This window comes from Actinospineispora spinosispora DSM 44797, from assembly GCF_000429025.1.
Taxonomy (GTDB): Bacteria; Actinomycetota; Actinomycetes; order Mycobacteriales; family Pseudonocardiaceae; genus Pseudonocardia; species Pseudonocardia spinosispora.
On the sequence record NZ_KE386833.1, the window covers coordinates 604,327 to 630,572 of the forward strand.

Sequence of the window (26,246 nt, forward strand, 5' to 3'; positions counted from 1 at the left end):
CCGTGCCCGAGAAGGAGTATCTCCACAATGCGTGAACTGACCAGCGACGATGCCCGGCGCGCCGTGATCGGTGGCGGGGTCTTCGCCTGCGGTGGCGGCGGTTGGAAGTGGCACGGCGAGCTGATGGGTGGGCTGGCCACGTCGGTCGGTCGCCCGGTCCTCGCCGAGGTCGACGAGCTGCCTGCCGACTCGTGGGTGGCCACCGTCGCCGCGATCGGCGCACCCGCCTCGCTGAACTGGGAGATCCAGCCGGTCGATTACGTGCGGGCGCTGCAGAAGCTCATGGAGGTGTGTGAGCACCCCATCTCGGCCGTTCTGACCGGCCAGAACGGCTACTCGACCACGGTCAACGGCTGGATCCAGTCCGCGATGCTCGGGGTGAAGGTCCTCGACGCCGCCGGCGATGTCCGCGCTCACCCGACCGGCAAGCTCGGCTCGCTCGGACTCACCAGCCGACCGGGCTACACCACGACCCAGGTCGTCAACGGCGGCAACCGTGAGCTGCACGGTCACTTCCTGTCGATCAACCAGGGCAGCGTGCAGACCTGCGACGACGTGCTGCGCGACATCTCGGTCCGCACCGGCGGCTTCATCGCCTCGGCGCGCAACCCGGTCGAGCTGTCCTGGGTCCGTGAGCACGCCGCGCTCGGCTCGATCTCGCTCGCGCTCGACCTCGGCGCAGCCATGGAAGCCGCCGCGCCCGGCGGCGGGGACGCGGTCGTCGAGGCCGTCTGCTCGACGATCGGGGCGACGGTGCTGGCCAAGGGCGAGCTACGGCACGAGGTCTCGCTCATCACCAAGGGCGGGTTCGACCACGGAACCTTCCGCATCGGGTCGCACACCGTGCCCTACCTCAACGAGTACATGGCCGTGGACGTCGATGGTGAGCGGGTGGCGACCTACCCCGACACCATCGCCATTCTTCGCGCGGACAACGGCCTGCCGCTGGCCGTCCAGGACGCCGTCGAGGGCCTGCCGGTGGTGCTCGCGGTGGCCGAGGCCAACTCACTGCCACTGTCGTCCTCGGCGCTCGACCCGGTCGCGGTCGGGGAGTGCGAGAAGCTGATGGGCATCGAGTTCCTGCGCTACCTGCCGACCAAGGCCGCCTGACATGGCAGACCTCGACGTACTGGCACCGGACTCGGGACGACTCGCCGAACGGCTGGCGCGATTGTCCGAGTACCACGATTCGACGCTGCCCGGCTGGAGCCGCGAGGTCTTCTCCGAGTCGTACCGGGCATCGCGGGAGTGGACCCGGTCGCTGTTCGCCGAGGCGGGGCTCAACCCGACCGTCGACGCGGCCGGCAACATCATCGGCCGTCTGCCCGGCCGTGCCGGGGGCGGTCCGGCGCTGGTCACCGGATCGCACACGGACACGGTGCAGAACGGCGGCCGGTACGACGGCATCGTCGGGGTGCTGGCCGGTGTGGAGGTGGCGCAGCGGCTGCGGGAGACCGGCACCCGGCTCGACCACGACCTCGTCGTGGTCGACTTCCTCGGGGAGGAGGCCAACGAGTTCGGCATCTCCTGCATGGGGTCGCGCGCGGTCGCCGGAACGCTGACGGCCGACCACCTGGACCGGGTGGACGGCACCGGTCTGCGCCTGGGTACCGCGATGGAGCGATTCGGCAGTGATCCGGACGCCGCGCTGGGTCAGGCGTGGGGCCCCTCGGACGTGCACGGCTACGTAGAGCTGCACATCGAACAGGGACCGCTGCTGGAACGCAGCGGGCACGGCATCGGTGTGGTGACCGCGATCGCGGGCATCGACCGGCTGTTGGCGCACTTCGCCGGACGCACCGGCCACGCCGGGACCACCCCGATGGGCGACCGGCACGATGCGCTGGTCTCGGCGGCTGCTGCCGTGCTGACCGTCGAGCGGATCGCCTGCGGCGCGCCGGTGCACGGTGTCGCGACGTCGGGCCACATCCAGTCGACGCCCGGTTCGATGGGCGTCATCACCGACCAGGCCCGCCTGTGGGCGGAGATTCGCAGCGTGGACGGCAGCTGGCTGCACGGAGCCCGCCGCCAGATCGTCGAGGAGATCGCGGCGGAGACCAGGGCCCGAGGCGTGGAGCTGGACGTCGAATGGCTCTCCGATCAGGACCCGGTGCCGACCGCCGAGGCGGTCCGTGACGTGATCAGCGGTGCGGCCGAGGGGCTCGGCCTGTCCTGGCGCGCGGTGCCGTCCGGCGCCGGTCACGATGCCGCCCACCTGGCACGACTCGGACCGATGGGCATGATCTTCGTGCCGTCGGTCGACGGGCGCAGCCACTGCCCGGAGGAGATGACCGCACCCGAGGACATCGCCACCGGTACGCACGTGTTGGCCGCGACCCTGGTTCAGCTCGACAAGTCCCCTGCCAGGGCCCTGTGAGCGAGCCATCGGTGACCGGGCCGGTGCGTCGCCACTCCGGCGACGCACTGGCCCGGCGTTCCGTCGCCGCCGCCTCCTTCGGCAACGCCCTGGAGTGGTACGACTTCTCCGTCTACGCGTTCTTCGCCAGCTATGTGGCTCAGAACTTCTTCAAGCACGGCGACGCGACATCCGCGCTGGTCAACACGTTCATCGTGTTCGGGGCCGGGTTCGTGGCGAGGCCGCTGGGCGCGATCGTCATCGGCCGTTACGGCGACCGGGTCGGTCGCAAGGCCGCGCTGGTGCTGTCCATCGCCACCATGGGCGCAGGCATTCTATCCTCGCGGTCGCGCCGCCGTACGCGGTCATCGGTATCGGAGCGCCGCTGTTGTTGCTCGTGGCCCGGTTGCTGCAGGGCTTCTCCGCCGGCGGTGAGATCGGCGGCGCGGCGGCCTTCATGATCGAGCACGCTCCGGTCGAGAAGCGGGCCCGGTACGCGGCGTGGTTGCAGGCCTCCATGGGCATCTCGAACCTGATGTCGGCGGTGGTCGGCCTGACCATCACCACGGTGTTCACCTCCTCGCAGGTCAGCGACTGGGCGTGGCGGATCCCGTTCGTGATCGGGCTGCTGATCATCCCGGTCGGCTTCTACACGCGGCGCAGGCTGCCCGAGCCCGAGGCGTTCTCCCGTGCCGCCGCGGCGCGGGAGAACGACCGCGACCCGCTCCGCCGGTTGCTGACCGAGCACCTCGCAACCCTGGTCACCGGGTTCTTGTTCTCGGTGTTGTGGACGGTCGCCGTCTACGCCTTCGTGATCTACCTGCCGACCTACTACATCTCACCGGCGGTCGGGCTCGGCTTCACCGCGCAGCAGGCGTTCCTGGCGACGGTCGTCGGCAACATCGTGCTGATCGTCGGCTGTCTCATGGTCGGCCGTCTCGCCGACCGGATCGGCGCGCGGCGGATCGTCGTCGCCAGCTCGGTCACGATGCTCGTGCTGCCGGTGCTGTGCTTGATGTGGCTGCACGCCCAGCCGAGCACGATCGTCCTGCTGGTGGTGCACTGCCTGCTCAGCGCGAACGTCGCGGCCTTCGTCGGTGTCGCGCCCGCGACGCTGCCGATGGCGTTCCCGGTCGCGGTGCGCTCCACCGGTCTGGCACTGAGCTACAACATCGCGTCGATCTTCTTCGCGGGCTTCACCCCGGCCCTGATGACCTGGGCGACCGCCCGGTTCACCGTGTTGGCGCCTGCCGTGTGGGTGGCGTTCGGCGCGCTGGTCTGTCTGGTGTCGGTCCCGGCCCTGTTCCGGCAGATCGCGCGGGTGAACGGCTAGGCGTCCAGGACCTGGTTGTCACGCGCGACGACCGGCGGCTGGACCGACCAGGGAAAGTTGATCCACCTGTCGGTCTTGCGCCAGACGTACTCGCAGGTGATCTCCGAGTTCGGCTTCTGGTAGATGACCGCGCACCGCACCTCGGCCACATGGTCCGCGCAGAAGTCCCTGACCAGCTTCAGCGTGGCGCCGGTGTCCGCGACGTCGTCCGCGATCAGCACTGTCGCACCGGTCAGGTCGACCGCGTTCGGCACCGGCGGCAGCATGACCGGAAGGTCGAGCCGCTGGTCGACCCCGGTGTAGAACTCGACGTTCATGACGTGCAGGTTCTTCACGTCCAGCGCGTAGCCCAACGAGCCCGCGACGAACAGGCCACCTCGGGCGATCGACAGGATGAGGTCCGGGGCGAACCCGTCGTCCGCGATGGTCTGGGCCAGCTCCCGACCCGCCGTGCCGAACAGGTCCCAGGTGAGCTCTTCGCGCTCCATGCCGCGTCTCCTATGTGGTGGGTCGCCCGACAATGGTGCGGGCCAGCAGGTTGTCGAGGTGGGTGCCGGTCGGGAAGGAGATCTGGGTGCCGGGGCGGGTGACCGAGTCCGAGGCGAGCTCAAGCGCGAACTCGATGGCGTCCAGCGGGTCGATGCCCCGGCCGATCGCGTAGCCGAAGGCGCCGACGAACGCGTCACCGGCACCGGTGCTGTCCCGTACCTCGACCGGCGGTGCGTGCAGGTGCCGGACCGTGTCGTCGATCCCCGGCCGGTACAGCATCGCGCCGTTCGCGCCGAGCGTCGTGACGACCGCGACCCCGCAGCTCTCACCGAGCGCTCGGGTGCGTTCGGCGAGGTCCGAGGGGCAGGAACCTGTCGTCGCCCGGACGAGCAGTTCGCACTCGGTCTCGTTGGGGATCAGCCAGTCGCACAGCTCGAGTATCTCGGGGGCGACCGGCGCGGCGGGCGCCGGGTTGAGGATCGTCGTCGCGCCGTGGTGCTTGGCGAGCTGGAAGCCGCGCAGGATCGCGCTCTGTGGCACCTCCAGCTGGGAGAGCACGACGCCGGGCCTGCGCAACGCCGCGAAGGCGCGCTCGACGTGGGACGCGCTGAGCCTCTCGTTCGCGCCGGGCCCCAGGATGATCCGGTTGTCCCCGGACGGCTCGACCATGATGTTGGCGACGCCGCTGTACGTCGGCTCGACGCCGACCTGGCTGACGTCGACGCCGAACGAACGGAAGTTGGCGATCGTCTCCCGGCCGAACGAGTCGTCGCCGACCCGGTTGACCATCGCCACGTCGGCGCCGAGCAGCGCGGCCATGACCGCCTGGTTCGCGCCCTTCCCGCCGAAGCCCTGTGCGAAGGACCGGCCGAACACCGTCTCACCCTGGTCCGGCATTCGTTCCAGGTAAGAGATGAGGTCGATCATCGTGGAACCGACGACGGTGATGGCGGGGCGATCGGTCACGGTGCTCCTTCGGGGCCTACGGTGACGTCCGGAGAGTCACCAGCATTACCTCACATCTCACTCGCCGTCGTCGTGTGGGCTGACTAGTTCACTGAATGTGCCCTCGGCTCGCCAGGTGTACCTAACTGGGGGTTATGAGGCGAGTGAGATGTCAGTTCCTGCTCCTCTATAGTTCTTGCTGTGGCAACTGGGCAGGAAGTTGTGAGTTCGCCTGAGGCACGTCGCGGGCGGCGCCCGTCCGGCGCGATCCCAGTGAATCGACTGCTCGAACGTGCCAAACTCCCGGTCGAGCGGGCGCGAGCTCCGCTCGCCTATCCCTCTCGTCACGCGGAGGAAGGCGCTCCGATCTGGGAACGTCGTCGCGCCTGGCTCGTGGTCAGCGTGTTCGGGTTGCTCGCTCTGGCGATGGTTCTGCTCGCCACGGTGCTGCGCTCGCCGTCCACGTCGCCGCTGGTCATCGACCACGATGCGCGGGTTCCGGCGTCGGCGCAGCCCATGCCGGCCTCCCCGCCCCCTCCGCCTCTGGTGATCACGACCACGACGACGGTCGCCCCACCGAAGCACGCCACGCCCGCCCGCCCCCCGGCATCACGATCACACAGCGAGTCCGACTCCTCCGACTCGTACGACGACGCCGGCCCCGACGGCCCGCCCCGGATGCCGCCCGGTGCCGGAGCCGCCGGCGACATGGCCCGCCGATGGATGAGCCCGTGGTCGAATTCATCCATCGGCAGTTGGTAGCCCCGACGGCGTTCTAGGACGCGTTGTCCCCTGGGTCGGGGTCCAGGTCGATGGGGCGGTAGTAGCCGCTCTCCACGAACTCGTTGAGAGCGCTCTCCGGAATTCGATACGAGCGTCCGACCAGTATCGAGCGGATTTCTCCACCATGGATGAAACGGTACACGGTCATTTTCGAGAGACGCAGCATTGCCGCGACCTCGTTCACGGTGAGAAGTGGCTCAGGGCGATCACCGAACGGTTGGTCACATTCGTCTCGCTCGCGGATCATGAGGGGGGCGACACCTTACTGTGCTGACATCGACCTTTTTCGATGTTGCCCCGAACGTTAGCGATGCGACAGATGCGGAACAAGTGAGTGAAGAATAAAGTCTCGATAGGGAATAGTTAAAGAGAAGATAAGGTCAGGATTGTGCGTCTAGTCCACCGAAGAGTAGTTCTACTCGCGCTCCGCCACCAGGGGGTGTTCCGAGCTGCATTTTACCGCCCGAGTCTTCAGCGGTGTGTCGCGCGATATCCAGTCCGAGTCCGGTGGATGCGCCTTTCGACCTGCCGCGCACGGTGACGTCGAGATTCGGGAAGCCCGGACCTGCATCGTCCACGATCAATAGTGCATCGGTGCCGGCACGCTGAATGCTCAAGTGTATGGGCACCCCAGCCGGCGTGTGCGCAAATATATTGCCTAGAAGGGCGTCCAGGGCTGCCGCGAGCGCGGCGGGCCCGGCACCGATGACCAATGGCCCGGCACAGAAATCGCACGAGATTTTCCGGTCGGTCTCTTCAGCGAGAACCGACCAGAATTCAACTCTTTCATTGACCACGGACACCAGATCGGCCGCTGGACTCGCGCCGTCGGCGGTGGTCCTGCGCGCCGCGAGAATGACCTCGTTCAGCACCCGGCTCAGGGTGTCGTGGTCGTGGATCAACCGCTGCGTCAGAGGCCCCCCGGGCAGCGCATCGATGTCGAGCCGCAACGAGGTCAGCGGGGTCCGGAGCCGGTGGGCGAGGTCGGCGGTCCGCTGGGCCTGCTTGTTGAGCAGCTGGTCGACCCGGATGGCGAGCAGGTTGAGCTGGGCTCCCGCGCGCCGAATCTCGGCGGGCCCGTCCGACCTGGCCCGTGCGTGCAGGTCGCCGCCCGCGATGGCTGAGGCCGTGGACTCCAGGTCGTGTACGGAGCGCAACAATCCCCGCGCGAGCCGTTCGGCGAGCAGCGCCCCTACCAGGACCAACGCGATGGAGATGACGATCAGCATCAACGTGATCCCGGCCGCGCCCTCGTACAACGCGGTCCTGTCGGCCAGCACCCGCACGACGGTCGGGCACCCGTCGTGGCCGGCGACCGGCACCAGTACCTCGACACCCTCGGAGGTCTCGGTCGTCGTGGGCGTGCAGTGTCGTGCGGCGGTGACGTCCGGCCCCGGCTGGGCCGGAACCCCGATGATGCCTCCGTCCGGCAGGAACACCGTCGCGGCGAAACCGTCGACGGGCGTGGCGGACAGCGCCTTCGCGGTGAGGGTGGGTGCGACGGAGGCAATGGTGATCGCCTGCTCGGTCGCCGTAGTGACTGCCTTGTTCCTGGCGTCCCGGTGGACCAGGATCGACAGCGGTATCAGAAACACGATCAGCACCAGGCACATGGTCGCCGTGACGGCGCTGATCAGGTATTTGAGCATCGGCTAGCCCGCCGGAGGGTCGAGGCGAAGCCCCACACCGCGAACGGTGTGCAGATAGCGTGGATTCTGCGCACTTTCGCCGAGCTTGCGACGCAGCCACGACACGTGAACATCGACGGTTTTGTCAGCATTGCTGAAGGGAAGTCGCCACACCTCGGTCAGCAGTTGTCTCTTCGTGACGACTTCGCCGACATGTTGCGCCAGGTAGTAGAGCAGGTCGAACTCTTTGGGTGTCAGCGTGAGGGTGCGGCCGTCCATCTCGGCGGTTCGTCGAGCAACGTCGACCGCCAGCTGCCCGATTGTGATTCTCGGCTCCGGCTCACGCCGATTTGACCCCGGCCCTCGGCGCAGTACCGCACGAACTCGAGCCACCAACTGCCCCGCGGCGAATGGTTTGACGAGATAGTCATCGGCTCCCGCGTTCAACAAGGCGATGATCGTTCTTTCATCGTCGGAGCCGGTCGCGACGATGATCGGCACCTGGCTGATGACCCTGATCATGGTCAGAACTTCTTGCCCCGGGATGTCGGGCAGACCGAGGTCGAGAACGACGAGGTCGGGATGGGTTTCGACCGCGGCTTTCAGTCCGGCCATACCGGTGGCGGCCGCCGAAGTGGCGAACTTGGCGTCGGACAGAAAGCGGAGCAAACCTCGACGGAGCTCGGTATCGTCCTCGATCACGAGGATATGGGGCATGTATCGCAGCGTAGCGCGATCGACACGCAGTCGATCACCTGCTTTCGTAGCCTCGCACCAAGTTCGCCGGTGTAGGTGGCGCGCCCCGTGTCACACGCCCAGATCCAGGTGGGCGTTGGGCGCCATCGCGGCGGTGGCGAGGTCGCTCAGCTCGACGACGGCGACTCCGTGCTGAGCGAGCAGTTCCACACCGACACAGTTCTCCACGAACAGCGCCGGCTCGCGCCACGCGATCACTACCCGACCGATCCGCGAGTCGAGGATGAGCTGGGTGCACGGCCGCGGTCTGCTGGCACGCTGCGAACAGGGTTCCAGCGTGCTGTAGATCGTGGAGCCGCCCAGCCGGGGATCGTCGTCGGAGAGCTTGGCCAGCGCGGCCTCCTCGGCATGCACCTTGGGATCGGTCTCCCGCGAGTACCCTGTGGAGATCTCCCGGCCGCCCGCGTCGACGATCACCGCGCCGACCGAGTACGCGCCTTCGGCGGGCGGACAGAGGTAGGCGAGCTCGATCGCCTTCCGCATCCAGTACTCGTCCTCAGCTCTGTTCATCCGCTCACTCCTCACCGAACGCGACTGGCTGGCCGGGGTGCTTCGGCCTCACCCTCAGAACGGGGGCGGGTCGTGCCCATTGTCGGGCTCGGTGATCGGTTCTGCCCGGGTGGGGTAGGTGCGGCCGAGTGGGCTTGTCCAGCGGAAGTGGCCGGGTGTGGGTTGGGTGACTGTCCAGCGTCCTCGGTGTTTGAGTGCGTGGTCGTGTGTGCAGGCGGGTGCGAGGTTGGTTGTGGTGGTGGGTCCGCCGTGTTGGATGTCGTGGGTGTGGTCGAGTTCGGAGTGGACTGCTGATCGTCGGCAGCCTGGTGCTGTGCAGGTGCGGTCCCGGATTTGGGTGTATCGCCGCAGCGCGTTCGCTGGGTGTCGCCGCCCCGGCTGAGCATCCAACCTCCCGACAGGATCCCGCTCGCGGGCCCGCCGGTATTGGGTGGCGATGTCGGTGATCACCTTGGCCCAGGCTCGGGGTGGGTCTTTGGTCAGTTGGGTGAGTGTGGTGGCGGGGATCGCGAGTTCGACGATTCCGCCTTCGGCGCGGTAGCTGGGTGGGTTGGTGGTGGGTCGGCGGCGGGTGATGCCTTCGGCGATGAGGTAGCCGTCGGTATCGGTGACCACCCACCGCCACTGACCGCTGTGCTGGCGCCCAGCAGCGCGTCGAGCGACCGACCCGAGGATCGGGCCCCAGCCCGGGAGTTCACCGGGGAGGTTGTTGAGTCCGGCGAGGGTGTCGAGCAGGGCCCGCACCTCGATCCCCGACACCCGCCCCACCACCTCAGTGAGGGCCTCGGACGGTTCGGGGGTGGCCGGGTTTGGTGGGGAGGTTTCGGCCAGCAGGGCGGCGATCATTTGTGTGCGGGTGAGGTGATGGAACCGCCCGTCCAGCAGCCGCAGGAAGATGTCGGCGCGTAGCTGGTCGATCCGGCCGCGATGGCCCGCGCGTTTCGCGGCCAGCGCCAGTTTCGCGATCCGCTCGGTCGCCGCCGCGGCTTCATCGGGTGGCAGGCCGGTGGCGGTGATGGTCGCGGTGCCCGCTGAGTCGAGGTAGCCGACCACCATCCGATCGGCCAGGGCTTGTTCGTACTGGTCTTCGGCCCGGTCCGGCTCCACGGTGATGATCAGCTTCAGGATTCGGGCCCGCAACTGTCCCGTCGTCAACCCCGGCGCGACCGGCAACACCCGTGCGATCACGGCGGCGGTCAGGTCTTCGGGCAGGCCGGCGAGGTGGTGGGTGAACACCATCGCCCGGTCCCGGTCGATCAGCCCGGCCAGCATCGCCGCATGTACCGCGGGCAGCTCCAGACACAAGATCTGGGCGAAGTCACACTCGGTTCGCGCCCGGCTGCGGGACAAGGTCAACGCGGCGCGTACTTCATCGGAGGCGTACTGGTCCGACCCGACAGCAGCGGCGCGTTGCACCACTGTGGTGACCGCGGCGGTGTACAGCCCTTCGACATGCGCACGCTGACGCCCACACGCTTGCAGCACATCGACGACGAAGTCATCGGACACCGCGTCCATGTCCAGGGCGGACAGGACAGCACCGAGGACTGGCCCAGCGGGGATACCCGCGAGCCAGGTACCGACCGACACCCCACCCTGCATGTCATCGATCATACGTTCGAACACCGACAAAACAGAGAACCAGCAGGTCAGCCGACAAATAGCCCCGTTACCGCGGTAAACGGCAGAGCCCACAACACGCGATCAGGCCCACACTGACCACCCACGCAAGGCGACCAGAAGGGACTTCATGGGCAACCCGAGTCGCACCACAGGGCCCCCAGGGTCTTGCGGTGCGGCTCGGGGCGGCAGTCCAAGTAGTAAAAAGCCAGGGCCACAGACTGTTAGACCACGTACTGAGCGATGCCGTACCCGAACGACCAGTCGATGGAGGAGTTCTCGGTCAGCACGATCATCACGTTCCGGGGCTCGGTACCCGCGTACTGCTCGGCAAGCTCGGCGATCCGTGCGTAGAGCGCCTGCTTCTGCTCCGGCGTGCGTCCCGACCGCATGGTCAGGCTGACGTACACGACGCCCTCGTCGCGTCGGATGCCCAGGTAGTCGTCATAGCGGAGCAGGCTCCGTGCGCCGTCATGGCCGACCAGGATGTGGAACCGATCGTCGGGTGGGAAGCCGATCGTCTCGGTCAGAGCGTCGTGCACGGCGCGACCCAGGGCTTCGAGCCGAGTGCTGTCGGCTCCGATCGCATCGATACGGACGAGTGGCATGGCGGTGGCCTCCCGAGGAGATCGGATCGGTACGACCACCAGCATACCTACTAGTAGTTACAGAGTGGCGAGCCACGCCTCGAAGGTGGTCGGCGCGATGCGGGCACCCTCGGCGGGCAGGAGAACGTTGCCGGCCATCGTCGGTCCGAACATGGTGGACCAGGTAGGGGCGAGCTTCACCGAGTGGCCACGGGCAGCATGGGTTCGTCGTGCCATGTCGACGAGATCCTGGGGGTCCGGTCCCGCCACGTCGGCGTATCGGCCGCGAGGCTCGCCGACCGCCAGTTCGGCGAGGATGTCGGCCACGTCGGCCGGCGCGATCGGCTGGATGAGCAGCGGCGCGATCGGCGCGACGCCGTCCTGCTCGGTCCAGCTCGCCACCATCTCGGCGAAGTCGTGGAACTGGGTCGCCGGAACGATCGTCCACGGCGTCGGCCCCTCCGACACGAGCCGTTCCTGCTCGCGCTTGCCCGCGTAGTGGGCGTTCCCGTCGACGCGGTCGACCCCCGCGATCGACAGTAGGACATTGTGCCGGACGCCCGCGCGTTGCTCGGCGGCGAGCAGATTCCCGGTGGTGGTGCCGAAGTAGGCGATCGCCTCGGCTCGGTCGGTCGCCCCGCAGTTGGTGACGTCGACGACCGCATCGGCGCCGGTCAATGCCTCATCGAGCCCGTCGCCCGTCTCCAGGTTCACGCCCAGTGAACGGCTGATCCGGACGACGTGGTGTCCGCCCCGTTCGAGTGCCGCAACGGTGAGTGCTCCGATGTTGCCGGTCGCACCGGCTACCGCGATCCGCATGATGAACTCTCCCTCTCGTGGAAGTCGACACCCGCACACTAACACGGACTAAATGGGTCCGTAATATCTGCGATAGGATGTAGTTGTGAAACTGCCGGCGAGCACCGAATGGGTCCTGCACTGCGCCACGACGCTCGCGCAGCTCGAGCCGGGCACCAGCGCGTCGACGAGTCAGCTCTCCCAGTACTACGACCTTCCGGCGCCGTACCTCGCCAAGCAGCTGAAGGCACTCGTCAAGGCCGGTGTGCTGACCGCGACGACCGGGCCGAGGGGTGGGTTCAGGCTCGCTCGACCGGCTTCGGAGATCACGCTTCTCCAGATCGTCGAGGCCGTCGACGGAGCGTCCTCGCCGTACGAATGCCGGGAGATCCGCCAGCAGGGTCAGGGCGCGTTGCCCGCCGAGGACTGCCGGGACACGTGCATCCTCGCGGTCAAGATGGAGGAGGCGCACGAAGCGTGGCGCACTAGCCTCGGCGGGGTCACGCTCGCCGGGGTTCTCGATACGCTGCCGCCGTCCACGCCGTCCCGCACCAGGGCGAAGATGGCGAAGGCGGAGTGAACGCCGGTCAGTGGGTGACGGCTCCGCTCTCCGGATCGAGCAGGACGGGCGTCGTGTGCGTGGCCGCGGTGAAGTCGAACATGCCGTCCGGGCGGACCAGATCGGGTGCCGACTCGTCGAACGAGCCGTCCCCGATCCGGCCGAGGGACCAGTTGTCCTCGATGAAACGCAACACCGAGGCCTGGCTCCCCACGCCGTGGTCGACGTAGTTGACCTTGCTGTAGGGCGAGATGACCAGCAGCGGCAGGCGCGGACCGTAACCGCAGCGGTCCAGGTAACCGCTCGCCGCGGGCTTCGTGGTGCAGGGCGTGGAGTCGCGCGCCGGGTCGTTCGAGCCGTTCACCAGCGGCGGCATGACGTGGTCGTACCAGCCGTCCGAGTCGTCGTAGGTGATGAAAATCGCGGTCGAGGACCAAAGCGGCGACTGCTGGATCTTGTTGATCTGTTCGACCATGAAGCGCTGCTCGTCCACCGGGGAGGAGTTGCCCGCGTGCCCGTTCTGGGCCGCGGGTGCCTTCAGATAGGTGACCGACGGCAGGTTCCCGGCGGCCAGGGCTGCATCGAAGTCGGTGAGGTCGTAGCTGTGGTTGGCCTGGTCGGTACGGCCGATGGTCTCGACCGAGGTCGGCGGAAGGTGCCGAGGGTTGACCGTCGAGGCGAAGTACTGGAACGGATCGTGGTGCGGCACGTAGCCGGCGACCATGTTGCCGCCCGCGTTGGCGTGTTTCGCCCCGCACACGGCCTTGCCCGAGGCGTCGGTGCCGGTGGGTTTGAAGCCGCCCTGGAACCAGCCCCAGCTCAGCCCGTGGTCATTGAGCAGGTCACCGATCGTGCGCCCGGTGAAGTCGGCCAGCGTGTCCGTCGTGGTGCGGTTGGTGTCCGAGCACTCGTCGAGCACCGGGTCCGGGTCGTGGATCATGGTGCCGACACCGTTCGCGTCGGGGCTGGCGGAGTACTTCAGGTCGGTCGTCGGCTTGCCGGTCTTCGGGTCGAACACCCGGATGCCGTGGGTGTTGCCCGCGACCAGGTTGAGTGCGCCGGGGGAGGACGGGCCGTAGGTCGCGGCGAAGTAGTTGTCACTCATCGCGAAGTGCTGCGCGTAGTTCCACAGCGCGGTGACGGTGTTGCCGTCGTAGTAGTCGAGGTCGATGCCCGGTTCGCCGAACAGGATGGGCTGGCCGGTGCAGGTGTCGACCTCGGTGTTCTGCACGAAGCTGTCGAGCGCACCGTTGTTGTAGGAACGTTGTTCCTTGTCGTAGTCGTGCGACTGGTCGCACGTCATGGCCTGGTCGCGGGTGAGTCGCTTCGGGTTGTGCAGGTTCGGGTTGTGGGTCAGCAGCTCGGGCGACAGGCCGTTGACCGCCGGCGTGCCCGGTGCCGCGGTGAACGGAGTGCCGTCGGTGTTGGCCGCGTTCGGGTAGGTGCCGAAGTAGTGGTCGAAGGAGATGTTCTCGGAGAACAGGACGACGACGTGTTTGATCGGAGTCGCGGTCTTCGCGTCCGCGGCGGCGACCGGTCCCGAGGCAGCCGGAGCGCCCGCCTGAGGAGCGCTCGAGGGGCCCTGGCGGGTCAGCACCACGACCACCACGACGAGGACGACGACCACGGCGAGCGCGATGCCGACGAGTACACCTCGGCGCGGGCGTGGGTTCGAGTCGGACATCAGTACCCCTCAATCGCCGTGGTGGACCCCGCTGGACGGTCGGCGGGCAGCTGAGCCAGCATCCGCTGGCCCCAGTACGAGTGCTCGTCACGGACACCGGGCAGTACGAAGAAGTAGCCGCCGCCGTTCGGCACGATGTAGTCGACCAGTGGTTCGTCGGCCAGACGGTTCTGCACCGCCTCGAACTGGGCGACCAGATCCCGCTGATAGCTGATGAACAGCAGGCCCATGTCCAGGTTGCCCGCGCCGTCGACGCCGTCGTCGTAGTTGTAGGGCCTGCGCAGCAGGACGCTGCCCTCGGTCTCCGGTGTTCTCGGGTTCGCCCTGCGGATGTGGCTGGTCAGCGGGACCGCCGCGCCGACCGGGTCGAGCGTGTAGTTCGGGACGTCGTGTTCGGCGGTTCCGTCGAGGGGCGCGCCGGTGTCGCGGCGCCGGCCGAACATGTTCTCCTGCTCGAGCACCGACACCCGGTCCCAGAACTCGACGAGCATGCGGATCCTGCGGATCACCTGGAACGTCCCGCCCTGGGTCCATGCCTGGTCGTCCACCCAGACCAACCGGTCCATCAGCTGGGCATTCGAGCTGTCCGGGTTGGCCGTGCCGTCCTTGAACCCCATCAGGTTGCGCGGGGTGCCGCTCGGCCGGGGCGGTGAGATGAACCCGTCGCTACGCCAGCGGATCTGCATGCCACCCCTGGTCCGCCTCGCCAGCTCACGCAGCGCGTAGGCGACGGTGTCCGGGGACTCGGCACAGATCTGCAGGCTGAGATCGCCGTGACAGCGTGCCGGTTCGAGGCTGTCGTTGGGGAACGTCCGCATCTGGATCAGACCCGCCGGGCGAACCGCACCCAGACCGAAACGGTCGTCGAACAGCGACGCGCCGACGCTGAGCGTGATCGAGAGGCGGTCAGGGGAGGGGCTCGGCCCCAGAACGCCCGAGTCGACCGGTGGCCCCGCGATGTCGCGTAGTACCGGCTCGCTCCCGGCGCACAGCTGACGTGCGCTGCTGGTGAGGGTGCGCAGCAGGTCGGTCAGCTCGCCGCGGTCCGCCGCGGTCACGTCCCACGCCACGACAGCGGCGTTGCGCTGCGCCGCGGTGGTGACACCGGCCTGCCTGGGGCCGTGGAAGGGGATCCGCTCCGGGAGGACCGTCGCCGGGCGATCGGTGCCGCTGACGGCGACGGCCCCGACCGCCGCACCCGCCGCGGCGACCCCCGCTCCGGCCAGCAGACCTCGTCTGCTCACCCGGCCCGTCACGAGGTCCGCCTCGGCTCGCAGATCGCGGCGATCGGCGCCAGCAGCTCGACGGCGTTGCCGACCTCGGCGTTGATCCGCTGCCGCTGCGTGTGGTCGAGCGCCGTGAGCGGTGTCCAGACACCGTTGTGCCCGAATGTGTCCAGGTCGTCGGCCAGGCGGCGCAGCGCCGGATCGACCTGCGGCAGCGCCGCGTAGCGGCCGGCGAGCAGCGGGACCAGCGGTTCGAGCGCAGCCTGCGTGGCCTGCACCTGAGCGCGCGCGACGGCAAGGGCGGAGCCGCTTCCCTGGTCCGACTCGCCGGTCAGCTCGAACCGGCTGGTGTCCTCGAGGATCTCGTGGACCCGCCGGGTGAGGTCGAGACCGTCGATGGCCAGCTCGGGCGACTGGTCCCTGAGCGCGGTGACCGAGCGGAGCAGCGCGTCGGCGACCGGACCGAGCGCCGGGAGTGGCTCGTCGTGCCACAGCCCGTACTCCAGGCGCCGGAAACCGGTGAACTCCGGATCGTGGACTCCCTCGGCCAGGCCGCCGGGTAGCCCGTTGATCGCCGAGTCCAGGTCACCGAACGCGCCGTACGCGGCGCCGAGGCGCTGGTAGTCGAGAAGAGCGGTCAGCCAGGCCGCGCGGGCCCTGTCCCGGTCACCTGACGCGACCGCCGCGCGGAGGGCCTCCGTGTCGGTGACCAGCGGTGCCATCCCGGCCGCGACCGAAGCCTGGTAGGCCTGAACCGGGGCGACGAGGTCCGCGCGGGTCACGGGCTTCACCCCGGTCGGCCCTGCAGGACCCTCGACGCGCACCGTCGGCCCGGTCACCGCGCCGAGACCGTCGAACACACAGCGCACGGCGTATCGCCCGCCGCCGAGGTCGAGCCGGATCGGCAGAGTCGCGCCGGACCCGACACCCTCCACGTCGACCAGCACCTTGTCCGTCGCCACGTCGATGAACTGGACGTCGGCCGCGAGGCCACCGGTGTTGCGCAGCACCACGGTCTGCGCGCCGGCGCGCAGAGCGGTCCAGCCGGTCCCGCAGTCGTTCGCCGCGACCGAGACGGCGGGTGGCTCCTCGGCCCGCCCGGAGGCGGAACACCCGGCGATCGTCACGAGACCGAGCGCGCCGACCGCGAACCGACTCATCCGCACTACACGCTCACCCCCACCGACCCGCCCCGGGCGTGCAGCAAAACACTAGAACGTTGTAGCGCGCAAGGGCACGTGGCGACGCCGAAGCCGGCGAGGCGGGCGGCTCGATAGGCTCGCGGGGTTCGTCCCGAGGTTACTTCGCACACCGTGGTGTTGCATCGCACATGTCCGGACGTCTGCGACGCAGCACGAAGGTGCGCAAAGTGCGCCCCTTGGCGGTGCGTGGGGTCACAGATCAAGCGGAGGTCAAGTTCTTTGCGAGCGTCCGCCCCGGTCTATACGGTGGGGCGCGATCGACCGCGGCCGAGATGGCCGCCGTCAGTGCGAGGGGAGTCCGGACGTGGGCGCAGCGCCCTCACCGCGCCGTGTGTGGCTGGTTCGTCGCCACCACGTGGACCTCTGTCGCACCAGCACCGCGGTCTGTCCGCGCTGACCGCCGAGCGCGCCGGATAGGCTGCGCCCGATTCGCGCTCGCTGCTGTGCTCTCCCGATGACGGTCCACGGTCGCCCGTGTCGATCGCATCGGAACCCCCGGTTGTGTCCGGCCGTGTGGCCGGTGTCGAAGGAGAAACTCAGAATGAGGCTCAGAGCTCTACTGGCGGTACCCGCGATCGCGGCGGTCGTTCTCGCGGCAGCGGGCTGCGGCGCGGCGCCGGGGTCCGAGACCGAGGCGGGCACGGTCAAGATCGGTGTCGCGGACGGACAGCTGGCCTACTGGAAGACCTTCGAGGCGAAGGCGTCCGCCGCCGGCATCCACGTGGAGCTGGTGAACTTCACCGACTACAACCAGCCCAACCCGGCGCTGGCGCAGAACCAGCTGCAGCTCAACCAGTTCCAGCACATGCAGTACCTGGCCAACTACAACGTGAAGAACCACGACACGCTGGTCCCGATCGGCGCGACGGCCGTGTACCCGCTGCCGCTCTACTCGCTCAAGCACCGTTCGGTCGGCGAGATCCCGGCAGGCGGTCAGGTGGCGATCCCGAACGACCCGACCAACCAGGCCCGCGCGCTGCTGATCCTGCAGACCGCCGGACTGGTCACGCTCAAGGGCGGCGGTACGACGCTGTCCACCCCGGGCGACGTCGACACGGCGGCCTCGAAGGTCACGGTCGTCCCGGTGGACGCCGCGCAGACCGCCGCCAACCTGCAGGGCGTCGATGCGGCGATCGTGAACAACAACTACGCCACGGCCGCCAAGCTCGGTGACGACAAGATCGTCTTCAAGGACGACCCGAACAGCCCGGCCGCCAAGCCCTACATCAACACGTTCGTCGCGCGAGCGCAGGACAAGGACAACCCGACCTACCGCAAGCTCGTGGAGATTTACCACGACCCTGAGGTCGAGGCCGCCGCGCAGAAGGACCTGGGCGCGACGACCGTGTTCAAGAACAACGACGCGGCCGACCTACAGGCCGAGACGACCAAGCTGGAAGACACCATTCGGCACGCGGGCTGATGTCGTCGGTCATCAGCTTCCGAGGGGTCTCCAAGGAGTTCCGGGTCGATCGCGGTGTCCTCACCGCGGTCGACTCGGTCGACCTGGAGATCCAGCGCGGGGAGATCATCGGCATCATCGGGTACTCCGGCGCCGGCAAGAGCACGCTGGTCCGGTTGATGAACGGCCTGGAACAGCCGAGCTCCGGCAGCGTCGTGGTGGACGGCAAGGAGATCGCCGGGCTGAAGGACCGCGACCTGCGGGACCTGCGCTCCAGGGTCGGGATGATCTTCCAGCAGTTCAACCTCTTCAACTCCCGCACCGCCGCTGGCAACATCGGGTACCCGTTGAAGCTGGCCGGCTGGTCGAAGGAACGGCGTAGGAAGCGCGTCGCGGAGCTGCTGGACTTCGTGGGCATCGCGGACAAGGCGAGCCAGTACCCCAGCCAGCTGTCCGGCGGTCAGAAGCAGCGGGTCGGCATCGCCAGGGCGCTGGCCACCTCGCCGACGATCCTGCTGGCGGACGAGGCGACCAGCGCGTTGGACCCGGAGACCACCCGGGACGTCCTCGGCCTGCTGACAAGGATCAACCGCGAGCTGGACACGACCGTCGTGGTGATCACCCACGAGATGGAGGTGGTCAGCTCGATCTGCCACAAGGTCGCGGTCATGGAGCGCGGCAAGGTGATCGAGCACGGCCCGGTCTACGACGTGTTCTCCCAGCCCAGGGAACAGGCCACCCGGCGGTTCGTGCACAGCGTCCTCAAGGACCGTCCGTCCGGTGACACACTGGAACGGCTGCAACGCAGCTTCCCGGGGCGTCTGGTGACCATCCCGATCCGCGACGGTGGAACATCGCAGGCGATCCTGTCCCAGAAGTTGGGGGAGCACCAGGTGCAGGGCACGATCATCTACGGCGGCGTGGGGGAGCTGGCGGAGAAGCCGTTCGGCAGCATCACCTACGAGCTCGTCGGCGACGACACGGCGGTCGACGCGCTGGTCGCGGAGCTGCGTGAGCTTGCTCCCGTCGAGGAGATCGGGGCGCGGGCATGACCGACTGGCACGAGCTGTCCCCGATCCTGCTGCTGTCCTTCCAGCAGACGATCTACATGGTGGCCTGGACGATGGTCATCGCCGGCGTGCTCGGACTGTGCATCGGCGTGCTGCTCTACACCACGCGGCGTGGCGGTCTGCTCCAGAACACAGCGGTGTTCCAGCTGTTGAACGTACTGGTCAACATCGTGCGGCCGATCCCGTTCATCATCTTCATCACCGCCGTCGGCCCGCTGACCCTGGTGGTCATGGGCACCACGATCGGCACCCGCTCGGTCGTGTTCCCGATGGCGGCGATGGCCAGCTTCGTGATCGGGCGCATCGTCGAGCAGAACCTGGTCGGTGTCGATCCCGGGGTGATCGAGGCGGCGCGTGCGATGGGGGCGAGCAAACCCCGGATCATCTGGTCCGTGCTGATCCCCGAGGCTCTCGGACCGTTGGTTCTGGGCTACACGTTCGTCTTCGTCGCGGTCATCGACATGTCCGCGATGGCCGGCTACGTGGGCGGCGGCGGCCTCGGCAACTTCGCCATCACCTACGGCTACCAGCAGTTCAACTGGCCGGTGACCCTGGTGACGGTCGTGATCATCATCGTGATCGTGCAGGCGGCTCAGCTGCTGGGGAACTGGCTGGCCCGCAGGGTGATGCACCGCTGACCCATGCGGGGCGTGGTCAGCCGCGGGGGGCGTAGCGCAGCAGGGCTATGTCGTCCAGCTGGCGTAGGTCGATCAGGCGCATCCTGCGGTGGGGCGCGCCAGGGTAGTCGGCTGGGTTCAGGAAGCGCGGCGCCGTTGCCTCGCCCACCAGGAGTGGGGCGATCGCCAGCTGGACCTCGTCCGCCAGGTCAGCCGCGAGGAACGCGGTGTGCAGGCTGCTGCCGCCTTCGACCATCAGCGACCGGACACCGCGTCCGCCCAGGTCGTCCAGCAGCGCGGCGAAGTCGACCGTCGGGCCGAGCGAGACGACGTCGGCGAGACCGGCCAGGGTGCGCCGCAGTTCGGACGCGGCCGCATCCACGGTGTAGACGACCTTCTCGCCGCCGTGGTGCCAGAACTTCAGTCCGGGGTCGAGCTTCCCGGTCGCGGAGACGGTGACCTTGAGCGGATGTTCGGGTCTGCCCGCCGCGACCCGTGCGGACCTGCGTGCCTCGCTCCGGATCATCAGGCGCGGGTTGTCGGCACGGATCGTCCCTGCACCCACCATGATCGCGTCCGACTCCGAACGGACCTGGTCGACCCGGTCGAAGTCCGCGTCGGTCGACAGCAGCAGGCGATCCGGGCTCGCGTCGTCGATGTAGCCGTCGACACTCGTGGCCACGCTGAGTAGTACGTACGGCCGCGCCTCGGACATGGCGCGAGAGTATCCGACGGCCGGGAATCCTTACCTATCCAGTTGAGAATTGCAATGTGATCCAGAGCTGTTGCGCGAGCGTCGACGCTGGTCCGGTGCCGTGTTAGCGTCACTCCCATGAGTGACGGCGGCGCCTTCCTGAGCATCCGCCGCCATGTGGACTTCTGTCGCACGGCCACCGCGCTGTGTCCGGCCTGATCTCGCCGCGTAGCTGATCCCGCGGCGCCAGCGCCCGTTCTTTCCTTCCCACCTCGGCCTTTCCCGACTGCTCCGGACTCCACGGACGAGCAGCACGGCCAGGTGCGCCCGCGCCAGGAGAACCCCAGATGAGTTCCGCCGTGTTGTCCCGCCGTCTGTTGCTGCGCGCCGGTCTCGGTGCCGGTGCCCTCGCCGGGCTCGCCCCGCTGGTCGCCGCGTGCGGCGGATCGGGCGGCGGCGGTGCGCTGCCCGCCGGCCCGCCGGCGGACCTCAAGGGCGCCACGATCCGGGCGATGGTCAACCAGCCGCACGTGCTGGCGTTCACCCAGTTGCTCGCGCCCGCGTTCGAGCGGGAGTTCGGAGGGAAGCTCACCGCGACCGCCGTGCCGTACGACCAGCTGACCAGCCAGCAGATCCTCGACGTCCAGGGCGGGGCGGGCCAGTTCGACGTCTTCGACTACTTCTACTTCGGCCTCGGAGTGCTGGTCGACGCCGATGCGTTGGTCGACCTCACCGACTACATCGCCGCGAACCCGGCGATCGACCCGGCCGACTTCCTGCCGTCGGTCTACGACCCGTACACGCTGCTGAACGGCCGCCGCTACGGCCTGCCGTTCGACGGCGACACCCACGTCCTCTACTACAACCGCGCGGTGTTCGACCGGTACGGCGTGGCCCCGCCGAAGACCTGGGACGAGTACGACCAGGTCACCCGTACCATCACCGAGCGCAGCAACCGCACCGTGTACGGCGCCGTCGTCGAGGGCCAGCAGGTGCCGATGATCCTGGGCTGCTCGTTCATCAACCGGCTCGCCGGGTACGGCGGCACGCTCGTCGGTCCGGACGGGGCGCCGAAGCTCAGCTCGCCGGAGGCGAAGGCCGCGCTCCAGCATCTGGTGGACGTCGCGCCGTACGCGCTCCCGACGCCGCTGCAGATCGGGTTCGACCAGGCCAACTCGGCGTTCCTGTCCGGTCAGGCCGCGATGCTGGACACCTGGACCGACCTCGGGCTCAAGGCACAGGACTCGAAGAGCTCGAAGATCGTCGACCAGTGGGGCGTCGTGCCGCTACCGGTCGGCGGTACCAACACCCAGCACCGCACCGCGCTCAACTCCGGTTTCGGGCTCGGTGTCTCGACGGCAGCCAAGGACAAGGCCAAGGCGGCCGCGTTCGTCACCTGGGCCACGGACACCACCCGCAACCTGCTGCTGGCCAGCACCGGCGGGTCGGGCATCGACCCGGCCCGGCGCAGTGTGCTCGACTCGCCCGACTACGCGAAGGCGAGTGCTCCGGCGACCGAGGTGATCCGCGAGGGGCTCACCGGAAGCCCTTTGGTGTGGCCGAAGGACAAGCTCGCGCCGAAGCTGCTGCAGGACCTGGTCGACCAGCTCGCGCTGGCGATCCAGGGCACGCAGAGCGTGGACCAGTCGCTGAGCAACGCGCAGAGCGGCTGGGAGCGTGCGTTGGCATGACCGACGTGGTGCTTCCCGGGCGGGTCGGTGTCGCGGACCGGATCACCCCGAAGCGCTCCATCGCGGGCGTGCCGCTCTGGTTGGCGCTGCCGGCGGCGGCGTCGCTGCTGGTCACAGCCGGTTATCCGACGGTGGTCGGTATCGGGCTGGCGTTCACCAGCTCGTCGCTGGCCCGTCCGCTGAGGGCGTTCGCCGGGTTCGACAACTTCGTGGCGGCGGCCGAGTCGGTGGCGTTCGGCGGGTCCTTGCTCCGCTCGGTGCTGTTCGCGGTGCTGGCGACGGCGGTCAGCGTGGTCGCCGGAGTGCTCGCCGCGCTTGCGCTCGAATCGCGCGGCGGCAGGCTCGGCCTGTTCGGCACGCTGGTCCTGCTGCCGATGGTCACTCCGCCGGTGTCGGTCGGGGTCGCGTGGAAGCTGCTGCTCGCGCCGGTGGGCGGCGCGCTCACCGGTCTGTGGCACGTCCTCGGGGTCGACGGGTTCAACCCGCTGGGCAGCGGTGCCGGGGCGTTCACCACGCTCGTGCTGATCCACGCGTGGCAGTGGACGCCGCTGGTGACCCTGCTCGTCTACGCCGCGCTGCTCGGTGTGCCCACCGAGCTGCGGGAGGCCGCCGCGTTGGACGGCGCCGATCGCCTGCGTACGTTGACCGAGGTCGTCGGGCCGTTCGTCGCGCCGTCGGTGATCGCGGCGGTCCTGGAGCTGGTGATCGCGTTCAAAGTCTTCGACCTGATCGTCGTCGTCACCGCCGGTGGCCCCGGGGTGTCCACGACGGTAGCCGGGTTCGAGGTGTTCCGCACCGCGTTCCGGGGCAGCTTCGAGGTCGGGACCGCGGCGGCCGAGACGCTGCTGCTCGGACTGGTCGTGGGCGCGGTGCTCGCCGTGGTCGGCCTGGTGACCAGGCGATTCCGGGACGTCGAGCAATGAGGGCGAACCGGCTGGTCCTGGGGGTGTCCGCAGTCCTCGCGGTGGTGCCGGTGCTGTTCCTCGTCTCGTTGTCGTTGCGCGGCGTGGACGACATCCAGCACGGCGGATGGCTGCCGGCCAGGGTCCGTTGGGACAACTGGCCCTCGGCGTTCGACACCGTGCCCCTCGCCCGGATGCTGACCAACTCGTGGCTGATCGCGCTGGGCGCCACGGTGCTCACCGCGCTGATCGCCACACCGACTGCGTACTTCACCGCACGGGCCGGACGCTCGGGCCAGCGGCTGTACTCGGTGCTGCTCGCGGCCTACTGCGCGCCGCCGGTGGTCGCGGTACTGCCGCTGTACTTCCTGCTCAAGAGCGTCGGGCTGACGAACTCCGTCGTGGGGCTGGCGCTGGTGAACGGTCTGGCGAACGTCCCGGTCGCGGTGTGGCTGCTCGACGGCTTCGTGCGCAGGGTGCCGAAGGACCTCGAAGAGGCCGCGTGGGTCGACGGTGCGACGACGACCGGTGCGATGGTCCGGATCGTGCTCCCACTGGTCGTGCCTGGCCTGGTCGCGGCGTCGCTGGTGTGCTTCTTCCTCGCCTACAACGAGTTTCTGTTCGCCGTGTCGTTCTCCCAGTCTCCGGCGTCGCAGGCACTCACCGTCGGGCTGTCGCTGTTCCAGGGTGATCGCACCGTCCAGTTCGGTCAGCAGGCCGCGGCCTCGCTGGTCGCCATCGTCCCCGTGTACGTGCTCGCCGTCGCCGCCCAGCGTCTGCTGATCGGTGGCCTGTCCCAAGGAGCCGTGAAGTGAGCCGGAGGATCCATCTCAACGCGTTCGACATGACCTGTGCCGGCCACCAGTCGCCCGGACTGTGGCGGCACCCGGAGGACCAGTCGCACCGCTACCGTGACCTGCGGTACTGGACCGACCTGGCGCGGCTGCTGGAGCGTGGCCGGTTCACCAGCCTGTTCATCGCCGACGTGGTGGGGCTCTACGACGTCTACCGGGACGGGCCGCAACCGGCGTTGCGGGATGGCATCCAGGTTCCGGTCGGCGACCCGACGCTCGCGGTGCCCGCGATGGCGGCGGTCACCGAGCACCTCGGCTTCGGCGTCACCGTGTCGCTGACCTACGAGAAGCCCTACGCGTTCGCGCGCCGGTTCGGGACGCTGGACCACTACACCGAGGGCCGCATCGCCTGGAACGTGGTCACCTCGTACCTGGAGTCCGCCGCGCGCAACCTCGGTCTGGAGCACCAGGTGCCGCACGACCAGCGTTACGACGTCGCCGAGGAGTTCATGGAGGTCGTCTACAAGCTGTGGGAGGGCTCCTGGGACGACGACGCGGTCGAGCTGAACCGCGAGACGGGGGTGTACACCGACCCGGCGAAGGTCCGCCCGATCGAGCATCACGGCCGTTTCTTCGACGTGCCGGGCATCGCGCTGTCCGAGCCTTCGCCCCAGCGCACTCCGGTGATCTTCCAGGCAGGGGCGTCGCCGCGAGGCCGCCGGTTCGCGGCGTCGCACGCCGAAGGCATCTTCATCACCGCGACCCGGCCCGAGATCCTCGCACCGTCCATCGCCGCGACCAGGGCGGCGGCACAAGAGCTGGGCAGGGACCCGAGGTCGATCAAGTTCTTCACGCTCATGACGGTCATCACCGCGGCGACCGACGAAGAGGCGCAGGCCAAGTACCGCGACTACGCGCGGTACGTGAGCCTGGAAGGGGCGCTCACCCTGTACGGCGGCTGGAGCGGGCTGGACCTGTCCCGGATGGACCCGGACAAGCCACTGCGTTACGCGGAGACAGAAGCGGTGCGCAGCGCGGTGGAGGCGTTCACGACGGTCGACCCCGACCGGGAGTGGACACCGCGCGACATCGCGAACTGGATCGGCATCGGAGGCATGGGAGTGGTCGTGGTGGGTGGTCCGGAGACGGTCGCCGACGAGATGCAGCGATGGGTGGACGTCGCGGACGTCGACGGCTTCAACCTGGCGTACGCGGTCACGCCGGGGACGTTCGCCGACATCGTCGAGTTCGTCGTGCCCGAGCTGCAACGACGCGGGGTGCTCCCTACCGAGTACACCGGCGACACGCTGCGGGAGGAGCTGTCCGGACCTGGGCAACGCAGGCTGCGTGACGACCATCCGGGCGTCCGGTACGCGCACCGGACGGTGGCGGCCCGATGACCGGCACCGAGACGACCGCGCACGTCATCACTTCCCCGGACGAGGCGCTGCAGGTTGCGCAGGATTTCGCCGCTCGGTTGGCCGAGGGCGACTCGAAGCGGGACACCGAACGGATACTGCCGCGAGCGGAGATCGCCGAGCTGGCCGCGTCCGGGCTGCTGGGGGTCAGCGTGCCCAGGCGCTTCGGGGGTGCCGACCTCGACGCCCGGACCATGGGTGAACTGATGGCGACCCTGTCCGCCGGCGACGCGAGCGTGGGTCAGATTCCGCAGAACCACTACTTCTTCGTCCAGGTGCTGACCGAGGCCGCGAGCGAGGACCAGCAGGAGTTCTTCGCGGGCGAGGTGCTCGCCGGCAGGCACTTCGGCAACGCGCTGTCCGAGCGTGGCACCCGTACCGCACGCGACTTCGCGATCGGGTTCGACCGGCGACCCGGCGGTGACGTGTTGATCGACGGTACGAAGTACTACGCCACCGGGTCGCCGTTCGCGCCGTGGATTCCGATCTACGCCAACGACGCGGACGGACGCCTGATGGCCGCCTGGGTGCCCTCGGACGCACCCGGGGTGACCGTGGTGGACGACTGGGCCGGTATGGGCCAGCGGACGACCGGCAGCGGCACGGTCCGCTTCGAGCGGGTGCTGATCCCCGACGAGTGGGTCGTCCCGCTGTGGCAGGTGTTCGAACGGCCCGAGGTGTTCGGCGCCTTCGGTAACTACCTGCACGCCGGGATCGACCTGGGCATCGCCGACGCCGCGTTGCGCGACGGCCGCGAGCTGATCCGAACCCTGGCCCGTCCCAGGGCGGAGTTCGACCCGCCATCGGCCTACGAGGACCCGCTGGTGATCCACGCGTTCGGTGAGCTGGCGCTGCGGGTGCGCGCCGCACGGGCGCTGCTGCACGAGGCGGGCGAGGCGATCGACGCGGCCAGGGAGAACCTGACCGAGGACACCGCGGCTGAGGCGTCGATCGCCGTGGCCGCGGCGCGCGCCCAGGCGGACACGGCGGCGGTGAGCGTCGCCAGCGATGTGTTCGCACTCGTCGGTACCCGGGGCGCCGCGGACGCGCTCAACCTGCATCGGCACTGGCGCAACGCACGCACCCACACGTTGCACGACCCGCGCCGGCTCAAGATCCAATATCTCGGCGACCACGCACTCAACGGCCAGGCGCCCCCGAGCACCGGGCTGGTCTGACGAC

At 68.7% G+C, this 26,246-nt stretch carries 27 protein-coding genes; 13 read left to right on the forward strand and 14 right to left on the reverse strand.

The genetic code is table 11. The features are described from left to right. The first annotated feature begins 27 nt into the window (after positions 1 to 27). Genes G406_RS0126425 through G406_RS50115 form a run of 4 tightly spaced genes read left to right on the forward strand, consistent with a single transcriptional unit; the run spans position 28 to position 3,689 of the window. Complete coding sequence (locus G406_RS0126425; RefSeq protein ID WP_028936080.1) at positions 28 to 1,110, forward strand: S-methyl thiohydantoin desulfurase domain-containing protein; 1,083 nt, start codon at positions 28 to 30, stop codon at positions 1,108 to 1,110. Position 1,111: 1 nt separating this feature from the next. Continuing rightward, on the forward strand, positions 1,112 to 2,377 hold the full coding sequence (locus G406_RS0126430) for a M20 family metallo-hydrolase (RefSeq protein WP_028936081.1): 1,266 nt from the start codon (positions 1,112 to 1,114) through the stop codon (positions 2,375 to 2,377). Positions 2,378 to 2,388: 11 nt separating this feature from the next. Beyond that, a complete protein-coding gene (locus G406_RS59445) occupies positions 2,389 to 2,817 on the forward strand; it encodes an MFS transporter (protein ID WP_281172554.1) in 429 nt (142 codons plus the stop codon). Next, complete coding sequence (locus G406_RS50115; RefSeq protein ID WP_342666247.1) at positions 2,754 to 3,689, forward strand: MFS transporter; 936 nt, start codon at positions 2,754 to 2,756, stop codon at positions 3,687 to 3,689. The genes G406_RS59445 and G406_RS50115 overlap by 64 nt, the downstream gene beginning before the upstream one ends. Here G406_RS50115 and G406_RS0126440 read toward each other — a convergent pair. The 10 genes from G406_RS0126440 to G406_RS0126485 all read right to left on the reverse strand — a co-directional run bounded on the left by G406_RS0126440 (position 3,686) and on the right by G406_RS0126485 (position 11,826). After that, positions 3,686 to 4,177, reverse strand: coding sequence for a phosphoribosyltransferase (locus tag G406_RS0126440; RefSeq protein WP_028936082.1), 492 nt, complete (start codon positions 4,175 to 4,177; stop codon positions 3,686 to 3,688). The two genes, G406_RS50115 and G406_RS0126440, sit on opposite strands and share 4 nt — an antisense overlap. 10 nt (positions 4,178 to 4,187) lie before the next feature. After that, positions 4,188 to 5,144 (reverse strand): ribokinase, encoded by a 957-nt coding sequence (locus G406_RS0126445; protein ID WP_028936083.1) that lies wholly within the window; start codon positions 5,142 to 5,144, stop codon positions 4,188 to 4,190. A 323-nt stretch (positions 5,145 to 5,467) separates the two neighbouring features. Then, complete coding sequence (locus tag G406_RS57355) at positions 5,468 to 5,872, reverse strand: hypothetical protein (protein WP_156935180.1); 405 nt, start codon at positions 5,870 to 5,872, stop codon at positions 5,468 to 5,470. Positions 5,873 to 5,898: 26 nt separating this feature from the next. Continuing rightward, positions 5,899 to 6,153, reverse strand: coding sequence for a helix-turn-helix domain-containing protein (locus tag G406_RS50120; protein ID WP_037078460.1), 255 nt, complete (start codon positions 6,151 to 6,153; stop codon positions 5,899 to 5,901). 133 nt (positions 6,154 to 6,286) lie between these two features. After that, positions 6,287 to 7,510 (reverse strand): sensor histidine kinase, encoded by a 1,224-nt coding sequence (locus tag G406_RS0126460; RefSeq protein WP_169736790.1) that lies wholly within the window; start codon positions 7,508 to 7,510, stop codon positions 6,287 to 6,289. A 48-nt stretch (positions 7,511 to 7,558) separates the two neighbouring features. Further along, complete coding sequence (locus tag G406_RS0126465) at positions 7,559 to 8,251, reverse strand: response regulator transcription factor (RefSeq protein ID WP_028936086.1); 693 nt, start codon at positions 8,249 to 8,251, stop codon at positions 7,559 to 7,561. A 90-nt stretch (positions 8,252 to 8,341) separates the two neighbouring features. Then, complete coding sequence (locus tag G406_RS0126470) at positions 8,342 to 8,800, reverse strand: cytidine/deoxycytidylate deaminase family protein (protein ID WP_028936087.1); 459 nt, start codon at positions 8,798 to 8,800, stop codon at positions 8,342 to 8,344. Positions 8,801 to 8,854: 54 nt separating this feature from the next. Continuing rightward, the gene (locus G406_RS0126475) at positions 8,855 to 10,402 is read right to left on the reverse strand and encodes an HNH endonuclease signature motif containing protein (RefSeq protein WP_169736791.1); all 1,548 of its coding nucleotides are present in this window, start codon (positions 10,400 to 10,402) and stop codon (positions 8,855 to 8,857) included. 242 nt (positions 10,403 to 10,644) lie between these two features. Beyond that, a complete protein-coding gene (locus tag G406_RS0126480) occupies positions 10,645 to 11,028 on the reverse strand; it encodes a tautomerase family protein (RefSeq protein WP_028936089.1) in 384 nt (127 codons plus the stop codon). A 57-nt stretch (positions 11,029 to 11,085) separates the two neighbouring features. Beyond that, a complete protein-coding gene (locus tag G406_RS0126485; RefSeq protein ID WP_028936090.1) occupies positions 11,086 to 11,826 on the reverse strand; it encodes an SDR family oxidoreductase in 741 nt (246 codons plus the stop codon). An 85-nt stretch (positions 11,827 to 11,911) separates the two neighbouring features. Between G406_RS0126485 and G406_RS0126490 the strand changes: the two genes are divergently transcribed. Continuing rightward, positions 11,912 to 12,385, forward strand: a complete 474-nt coding sequence (locus G406_RS0126490) for an RrF2 family transcriptional regulator (protein WP_028936091.1) — start codon at positions 11,912 to 11,914, stop codon at positions 12,383 to 12,385. Between the two features lie 7 nt (positions 12,386 to 12,392). Here the strand turns inward: G406_RS0126490 and G406_RS50125 are convergent, their stop codons facing one another. Genes G406_RS50125 through G406_RS0126505 form a run of 3 tightly spaced genes read right to left on the reverse strand, consistent with a single transcriptional unit; the run spans position 12,393 to position 16,434 of the window. Next, the gene (locus G406_RS50125; protein WP_037078463.1) at positions 12,393 to 14,048 is read right to left on the reverse strand and encodes a phospholipase C; all 1,656 of its coding nucleotides are present in this window, start codon (positions 14,046 to 14,048) and stop codon (positions 12,393 to 12,395) included. Next, positions 14,048 to 15,304, reverse strand: a complete 1,257-nt coding sequence (gene efeB, locus G406_RS50130; RefSeq protein WP_051342716.1) for an iron uptake transporter deferrochelatase/peroxidase subunit — start codon at positions 15,302 to 15,304, stop codon at positions 14,048 to 14,050. The genes G406_RS50125 and efeB overlap by 1 nt, the downstream gene beginning before the upstream one ends. Further along, a complete protein-coding gene (locus G406_RS0126505) occupies positions 15,301 to 16,434 on the reverse strand; it encodes an EfeM/EfeO family lipoprotein (protein WP_028936092.1) in 1,134 nt (377 codons plus the stop codon). Before G406_RS0126505 ends, efeB begins: the two co-directional genes overlap by 4 nt. Before the next feature lie 583 nt (positions 16,435 to 17,017). Between G406_RS0126505 and G406_RS0126510 the strand changes: the two genes are divergently transcribed. Genes G406_RS0126510 through G406_RS0126520 form a run of 3 tightly spaced genes read left to right on the forward strand, consistent with a single transcriptional unit; the run spans position 17,018 to position 19,586 of the window. Next, the gene (locus G406_RS0126510; protein ID WP_028936093.1) at positions 17,018 to 17,899 is read left to right on the forward strand and encodes a MetQ/NlpA family ABC transporter substrate-binding protein; all 882 of its coding nucleotides are present in this window, start codon (positions 17,018 to 17,020) and stop codon (positions 17,897 to 17,899) included. Continuing rightward, positions 17,899 to 18,930 carry a methionine ABC transporter ATP-binding protein gene (locus G406_RS0126515; RefSeq protein ID WP_028936094.1) on the forward strand — a complete coding sequence of 344 codons (1,032 nt, stop codon included), beginning with the start codon at positions 17,899 to 17,901 and terminating at the stop codon, positions 18,928 to 18,930. Before G406_RS0126510 ends, G406_RS0126515 begins: the two co-directional genes overlap by 1 nt. Next, positions 18,927 to 19,586, forward strand: coding sequence for a methionine ABC transporter permease (locus tag G406_RS0126520; protein WP_028936095.1), 660 nt, complete (start codon positions 18,927 to 18,929; stop codon positions 19,584 to 19,586). Before G406_RS0126515 ends, G406_RS0126520 begins: the two co-directional genes overlap by 4 nt. Before the next feature lie 16 nt (positions 19,587 to 19,602). Here G406_RS0126520 and G406_RS0126525 read toward each other — a convergent pair whose 3' ends face one another. Beyond that, complete coding sequence (locus tag G406_RS0126525) at positions 19,603 to 20,280, reverse strand: RibD family protein (protein WP_037078466.1); 678 nt, start codon at positions 20,278 to 20,280, stop codon at positions 19,603 to 19,605. Positions 20,281 to 20,606: 326 nt separating this feature from the next. On the opposite strand from G406_RS0126525, the gene G406_RS0126530 reads away from it, so the two are divergent. The 5 genes from G406_RS0126530 to G406_RS0126550 are packed head-to-tail and all read left to right on the forward strand — an operon-like array spanning position 20,607 to position 26,242. Further along, on the forward strand, positions 20,607 to 21,950 hold the full coding sequence (locus G406_RS0126530; protein ID WP_028936097.1) for an ABC transporter substrate-binding protein: 1,344 nt from the start codon (positions 20,607 to 20,609) through the stop codon (positions 21,948 to 21,950). Continuing rightward, the gene (locus G406_RS0126535) at positions 21,947 to 22,873 is read left to right on the forward strand and encodes a carbohydrate ABC transporter permease (RefSeq protein WP_084216392.1); all 927 of its coding nucleotides are present in this window, start codon (positions 21,947 to 21,949) and stop codon (positions 22,871 to 22,873) included. The genes G406_RS0126530 and G406_RS0126535 overlap by 4 nt, the downstream gene beginning before the upstream one ends. Beyond that, on the forward strand, positions 22,870 to 23,667 hold the full coding sequence (locus G406_RS0126540) for a carbohydrate ABC transporter permease (protein ID WP_028936099.1): 798 nt from the start codon (positions 22,870 to 22,872) through the stop codon (positions 23,665 to 23,667). Before G406_RS0126535 ends, G406_RS0126540 begins: the two co-directional genes overlap by 4 nt. Further along, the gene (locus G406_RS0126545; protein ID WP_028936100.1) at positions 23,664 to 25,046 is read left to right on the forward strand and encodes an LLM class flavin-dependent oxidoreductase; all 1,383 of its coding nucleotides are present in this window, start codon (positions 23,664 to 23,666) and stop codon (positions 25,044 to 25,046) included. Before G406_RS0126540 ends, G406_RS0126545 begins: the two co-directional genes overlap by 4 nt. Continuing rightward, positions 25,043 to 26,242, forward strand: coding sequence for an SfnB family sulfur acquisition oxidoreductase (locus tag G406_RS0126550; protein WP_028936101.1), 1,200 nt, complete (start codon positions 25,043 to 25,045; stop codon positions 26,240 to 26,242). The genes G406_RS0126545 and G406_RS0126550 overlap by 4 nt, the downstream gene beginning before the upstream one ends. Positions 26,243 to 26,246: the final 4 nt, after the last annotated feature.

What these genes read in the sequence shown, in the direction of transcription:
- G406_RS0126475 (WP_169736791.1), bottom strand. Translation starts at nt 10,402, where the DNA reads ATGCAGGGTGGGGTGTCGGTCGGTACCTGGCTCGCGGGTATCCCCGCT.
- G406_RS0126535 (WP_084216392.1), top strand. Translation starts at nt 21,947, where the DNA reads ATGACCGACGTGGTGCTTCCCGGGCGGGTCGGTGTCGCGGACCGGATC.
- G406_RS0126430 (WP_028936081.1), top strand. Translation starts at nt 1,112, where the DNA reads ATGGCAGACCTCGACGTACTGGCACCGGACTCGGGACGACTCGCCGAA.
- G406_RS0126485 (WP_028936090.1), bottom strand. Translation starts at nt 11,826, where the DNA reads ATGCGGATCGCGGTAGCCGGTGCGACCGGCAACATCGGAGCACTCACC.
- G406_RS50120 (WP_037078460.1), bottom strand. Translation starts at nt 6,153, where the DNA reads ATGATCCGCGAGCGAGACGAATGTGACCAACCGTTCGGTGATCGCCCT.
- G406_RS57355 (WP_156935180.1), bottom strand. Translation starts at nt 5,872, where the DNA reads ATGGATGAATTCGACCACGGGCTCATCCATCGGCGGGCCATGTCGCCG.
- G406_RS0126465 (WP_028936086.1), bottom strand. Translation starts at nt 8,251, where the DNA reads ATGCCCCATATCCTCGTGATCGAGGACGATACCGAGCTCCGTCGAGGT.
- G406_RS50125 (WP_037078463.1), bottom strand. Translation starts at nt 14,048, where the DNA reads ATGTCCGACTCGAACCCACGCCCGCGCCGAGGTGTACTCGTCGGCATC.
- G406_RS0126505 (WP_028936092.1), bottom strand. Translation starts at nt 16,434, where the DNA reads ATGAGTCGGTTCGCGGTCGGCGCGCTCGGTCTCGTGACGATCGCCGGG.
- G406_RS0126525 (WP_037078466.1), bottom strand. Translation starts at nt 20,280, where the DNA reads ATGTCCGAGGCGCGGCCGTACGTACTACTCAGCGTGGCCACGAGTGTC.
- G406_RS0126550 (WP_028936101.1), top strand. Translation starts at nt 25,043, where the DNA reads ATGACCGGCACCGAGACGACCGCGCACGTCATCACTTCCCCGGACGAG.
- G406_RS0126520 (WP_028936095.1), top strand. Translation starts at nt 18,927, where the DNA reads ATGACCGACTGGCACGAGCTGTCCCCGATCCTGCTGCTGTCCTTCCAG.
- G406_RS0126510 (WP_028936093.1), top strand. Translation starts at nt 17,018, where the DNA reads ATGAGGCTCAGAGCTCTACTGGCGGTACCCGCGATCGCGGCGGTCGTT.
- G406_RS0126515 (WP_028936094.1), top strand. Translation starts at nt 17,899, where the DNA reads ATGTCGTCGGTCATCAGCTTCCGAGGGGTCTCCAAGGAGTTCCGGGTC.
- G406_RS0126470 (WP_028936087.1), bottom strand. Translation starts at nt 8,800, where the DNA reads ATGAACAGAGCTGAGGACGAGTACTGGATGCGGAAGGCGATCGAGCTC.
- G406_RS0126540 (WP_028936099.1), top strand. Translation starts at nt 22,870, where the DNA reads ATGAGGGCGAACCGGCTGGTCCTGGGGGTGTCCGCAGTCCTCGCGGTG.
- G406_RS0126425 (WP_028936080.1), top strand. Translation starts at nt 28, where the DNA reads ATGCGTGAACTGACCAGCGACGATGCCCGGCGCGCCGTGATCGGTGGC.
- G406_RS0126530 (WP_028936097.1), top strand. Translation starts at nt 20,607, where the DNA reads ATGAGTTCCGCCGTGTTGTCCCGCCGTCTGTTGCTGCGCGCCGGTCTC.
- G406_RS0126440 (WP_028936082.1), bottom strand. Translation starts at nt 4,177, where the DNA reads ATGGAGCGCGAAGAGCTCACCTGGGACCTGTTCGGCACGGCGGGTCGG.
- G406_RS0126480 (WP_028936089.1), bottom strand. Translation starts at nt 11,028, where the DNA reads ATGCCACTCGTCCGTATCGATGCGATCGGAGCCGACAGCACTCGGCTC.